This is a genomic window from Ethanoligenens sp. (assembly GCF_047718355.1).
Classification (GTDB): Bacteria; Bacillota; Clostridia; order Oscillospirales; family Ethanoligenentaceae; genus Ethanoligenens.
In genome coordinates this window covers 1-4,299 of sequence record NZ_JBDNLG010000138.1, presented here as the reverse complement: position 1 = coordinate 4,299, position 4,299 = coordinate 1, and the positions used below count along the sequence as shown (strand labels likewise).

Annotated in this window: 4 protein-coding genes; 1 reads left to right on the top strand and 3 read right to left on the bottom strand. The window is 51.9% G+C overall.

Annotation, left to right across the window (positions count from 1 at the left end; translation table 11 throughout):
- Positions 1 to 120: 120 nt before the first annotated feature.
- Positions 121 to 909, bottom strand: coding sequence for a sugar phosphate isomerase/epimerase family protein (locus ABF463_RS14025; protein ID WP_415534580.1), 789 nt, complete (start codon positions 907 to 909; stop codon positions 121 to 123).
- Between the two features lie 252 nt (positions 910 to 1,161).
- Between ABF463_RS14025 and ABF463_RS14020 the strand changes: the two genes are divergently transcribed.
- A complete protein-coding gene (locus tag ABF463_RS14020) occupies positions 1,162 to 1,422 on the top strand; it encodes a hypothetical protein (protein WP_415534578.1) in 261 nt (86 codons plus the stop codon).
- Positions 1,423 to 1,537: 115 nt separating this feature from the next.
- Here the strand turns inward: ABF463_RS14020 and secF are convergent, their stop codons facing one another.
- Complete coding sequence (secF, locus tag ABF463_RS14015) at positions 1,538 to 2,731, bottom strand: protein translocase subunit SecF (protein WP_415534576.1); 1,194 nt, start codon at positions 2,729 to 2,731, stop codon at positions 1,538 to 1,540.
- The gene (gene secD, locus ABF463_RS14010; protein ID WP_415534574.1) at positions 2,728 to 4,032 is read right to left on the bottom strand and encodes a protein translocase subunit SecD; all 1,305 of its coding nucleotides are present in this window, start codon (positions 4,030 to 4,032) and stop codon (positions 2,728 to 2,730) included. Before secD ends, secF begins: the two co-directional genes overlap by 4 nt.
- Positions 4,033 to 4,299 lie beyond the last annotated feature (267 nt).

Here is a 4,299-nt window from a genome sequence, read left to right as displayed (position 1 = left end):
ACCATATATAGGTTAATTTATTGAAAAATTTGTCGAATTATGTCGAATATAAAATAAATAGCTCTTTTACATAATCGCATTCGGTTTAGTTTTACTTTAGATTTTGCTCTGTCACAGACTCTACTCATAGGAAAATACGCGATTCGCAATCGAAAGTGCAGTTTTCAGCTCGGAAAAGTGTAGGAACCCAGTGCGGTACACTTCAATCAGCAGCGGCCCTTGAAAACCCTGAGCCGCCAGTCTGGTATGCAAAACAGATAAATCGGTTTCTCCTGCGCCGGGAAGCAAGCAGTCACGTCCCGGCGCGGCATCGCTCAAATGCACACAGGCAATCCGCCCCGCCATCGCAGCGCACATGTCCGCCAATGATTCTCCCGCGCGCCGAACCTGCTTCACATCCAACACAAACTGCACATCTTCTCCCAAAATTTTTCGCATGGCAGCAATATTTTCAGACGAGCCACATTTACAGCGCGACACATTCTCCTGCGCCAGCAGGACGCCCTCCTCGCGGGCGGCACGGGCAAGTCGTCCAAACCGTTCACAATATTGCACCATCGACATTTGCAGATCCTTACGCGCACCATGGAACACCACCGCGCGCGCGCCCAAAAACGCCGCCACCGCAAATGTACGGCGATATTGTGCAACTGAGTCGGCAAAACGGCTGGGATAATCGGAAAAAAACATCATGGATTCATATGCTGCGGTGTAAGGATGGATGGAACTAACCGTCCCTCCCACACGGGCAAGCAAGACTTGCAGGCGGCGCAAATACGTAATATTGTATTCATTTTCCGCATTAAAAAAAATCTCGACGGTGCGTGCCCCTTGCTCCAGCACCAGCGAGAGGGCTTGTTCCGTTTCCATCGGATACAAACAAGCAGTAGAGATGCCAACTTCCATCATAGTGGCCTCCAAACACCCTGCCGCAAAAGTTCCGCACAGGCCGTTCGCTTGTGGAAACAAATGCAAGGCAACGGCTGACGCACATGGCAATAATTACGCCTTGCCAAGAAATACGGCCCATGCTAAGATGGTGGAAAGATTCAAAAGCCGTGTGAAACCATATAAAACAGATACATCGCAATCTGGAAATCACGTTAGATGTTCGTCTATTCGGTCAAAACGCCTGTCCCTATGTTCTGCAAGGAGGAACCAATGGACCTTTTTCACATACTGCTCAAAAACCTGCGCAAAATGGAGCCGCTTACCGTTTCCACACTCACAGACGGTTTTCGTCTCGCCTGCGGGCTGCTGGTGATGGCTATTTTGTTTACCTTATTGCTTGGACATTTTGGAGACTATCTTACCATGTACTCCTGTGTCAAGGGCGCATTTTCCGCCGCATTCGGCGTGTTCGACGCTACCGTCATCGCCAGTCTCTTGGGCGACCTCTATCTTAAAGAACGACAGGCATAAAGCCCGCAGGGCAATTCCCCTGTTCTTTGTACGGCCGTATGGACTACACCCCGCGCCGCCTTTGGTAAGGCTGCGCGGGGTTTGCTTTGCTGAAACCGGCGGCGAAGGGGTTCTCTTATTGCGCGGTCATCCGCTTGCTGTAGGCAGGGTCCTTCTTTTCTCTGTGCTCCACCCAGCTCACCCAAAGCGGCCCGGCAATGCAAATCGTTGAGTAACAGCCGGTGACCACGCCAACCATCATCGGCAGGGCAAAACTGCGAATGGAATCGAGGTGGAAGACAAGGGAGAAGACACAAACCGTCGCTATGGCGAGAAATGTCACCAGCGTCGTATTGATCGAACGAGTAAATGATTGGTTGATACTGCGGTTGACGATCTCTTTGAAATGAATGCTGTGACCAAACAGCCCGCGATTTTCACGGATGCGGTCGTAAACGACAATCGTATCATTGATGGAATACCCGAGAATCGTGAGTGCCACCGCCACAAAATTATCATTGATGGGGATGCGGAAAATCGAGAAAGCAACAAACGCGATCACCACATCATGCAGCAGTGCGACCAGCGCCGTCAGGCCGGCCGGCAACCCGCCGATATGTCGGAAGCGTATCCAAATATACAACACAATGAGCAGTGCCGCAAGCAGTACCGCACCGATGCTTTGCATAAAGAACAGCCGACCCGTTTGGGGTGAAACGTCATTGGAAGCAAATTTCTTCAGGCTGCTCGTGGAAAACTGTTTGCCCAGCGCATTAAACAAGGTGGCCTGCTGGGTGTCAGTCAGTGCTTTGGTGGTTTGCAACACCAAAATTTGTTCATGGTTGGCGGGCACCTTGTCGGTCTGCACGGTAAAATCACCGCCCGCTATTGTCTTATTTGCCAATGCTTGTGCCACGGGCAAATCAATTTTTCCAGTATAAGAATACTGAATAATGGCGCCGCCCTTGAACTGGATATCCAACTTAACGCCAAAAATTGCCGACACCAATATGCCGATCACGATCACCACAATGGAAATCGTATAGAAAATGCGGCGCTTGCCGATAAAGTCCATATGCAGGCCGTTGTAAATCGCGCCCTTTTCATCTGCATTCGCTTCTTGCGGTGAAAACGGATTGGCCGGGCGATTTCCGCTGGCCATATCCATAATGGTGGGCGCAACGCCGTGATGGCGCCGGTGAATGTCCTGCCTGGGCGTATCCGCAGCGGGAGCGTCCGGCACATCGATTTCGGATTCACGGACTTTCGGCTCATCTTTTCGATGACCGAACAACGGTGTTACGTTGTCTTTCCGATGCTTATCGCTCATTTGGCGGCCCTCCCGTTATACAGAACGTCTTTGCGGGCAAAGCCGAACCGTGAGATGGATTTGAGCATGAGGCGGGACGCGATGATACCCATCAGGAAATTGAAGACCACGCCTACCACCAGTGTATACCCAAACGATTTGACCGAAGCGGAACCAAGGAAATAAAGAATCAGTCCAACGATTACGACGGTCACATTGCCGTCGAAAATCGCAGCGAAACTACGCTGAAAACCCGCATCCAACGCGCCGTCCAGCGTTTTCCCGATGCGCAGTTCTTCCTTGATGCGTTCGGCTGTGATGATGTTGCAATCCACCCCCATGCCAATGGAAAGGATGATGCCCGCAATACCCGGCAGTGTCAGCGAAAACTGCGGGATAGAGATGGCAAGCAGTGTGCCGGCAACATGCCCTGTCAGCGCGATACAGGCGATGAGACCCGGCAGACGATAGTAGATCAGCATAAACAGCACAATCAAAATCGCCGCGACCGCGCCCGCCATCAGCATCACCTGCAGGGCGTTCTGTCCCAACTGCGGAGAAATGGTCTGGTAATTATCCGTTTCCAGCTTGAACGGCAGCGCACCGGCGTTGATTTTATCGGCCAGCGCCTGCGCCGATGCCGCAGTAAACGGACTGGAACCGGAGCCTTCGATGGTCGCCGAACCCAATTCTCCGCTCAATGTGCTGGGATCAATGTTCATTGTCGGCGTAGAGATCGCGGTACTATCCATATAGATCGACATGGTTTTCTGGTAATATTTCTTCGCCGCGTCGGTAAATTTTGTTTTGCCGGAATTGTTCAGCGTCAGCAGCACCAGATACTGGCTATCCTGCTGGCTGTACTGCGCCGTGGCGCTTTTCACATCTTTGCCGGTCATAACGACCGTATTGTCCGGTGCTTTAAATGACAACTCCGCCATAGCGCCCAGTTCCTGAATGGCAGTCTCCGGATCTTCGTTTTTCTGGTTGGAGCGCCACGGAAACCGTACGATAATCCGCTGGTTGCGGTAGTCGGTATAGACTTCCGCATCGGTGATATGTTTGCTGTCCAGCCTTGTACGCAGAACAGCGGTGGCCGCATCCATTTCCGCGTTGGTGGCCTTGTAGTTCGTGGGGGGGCGGAATGTCACATCCACGCCTCCGCGGATGTCGATTCCGAACCGCATATCCTGCGCGCCTTTGATGACAGAGATCGTATTGTCGCCGTTGGTGTAAGACAACCCGGCTACCGACAGATAGGTGATGATGGCAATGATTATAACCACCACCACAATGGCGGGTCTCCCCACGCGTTTATACACAGGCTTTCACCTTCCAAATCGTTTGTTTTCCGTTCCGCTCCGTTGCCGAAGCACACAATTTTAATTATAAAGTGATAACGCAAAAAAGTCAATGTTTGGCTGATACCGCCCGCTGGTAAGCACAAGGGGACAATCCGACTCACTGCCTAAATGAGCGGCCGCCTGTCCATCCCTATCTTCAACTGCGCTGTTGTGGCATCCTGTCGCCCTGCCTAAGCGAAAAGTGCGGGCCATACCCGTCTTAGACGGTCAGCTCCGGCACATCAT

What these genes read in the sequence shown, in the direction of transcription:
- ABF463_RS14020 (WP_415534578.1), top strand. Translation starts at nt 1,162, where the DNA reads ATGGACCTTTTTCACATACTGCTCAAAAACCTGCGCAAAATGGAGCCG.
- ABF463_RS14025 (WP_415534580.1), bottom strand. Translation starts at nt 909, where the DNA reads ATGATGGAAGTTGGCATCTCTACTGCTTGTTTGTATCCGATGGAAACG.
- secF (WP_415534576.1), bottom strand. Translation starts at nt 2,731, where the DNA reads ATGAGCGATAAGCATCGGAAAGACAACGTAACACCGTTGTTCGGTCAT.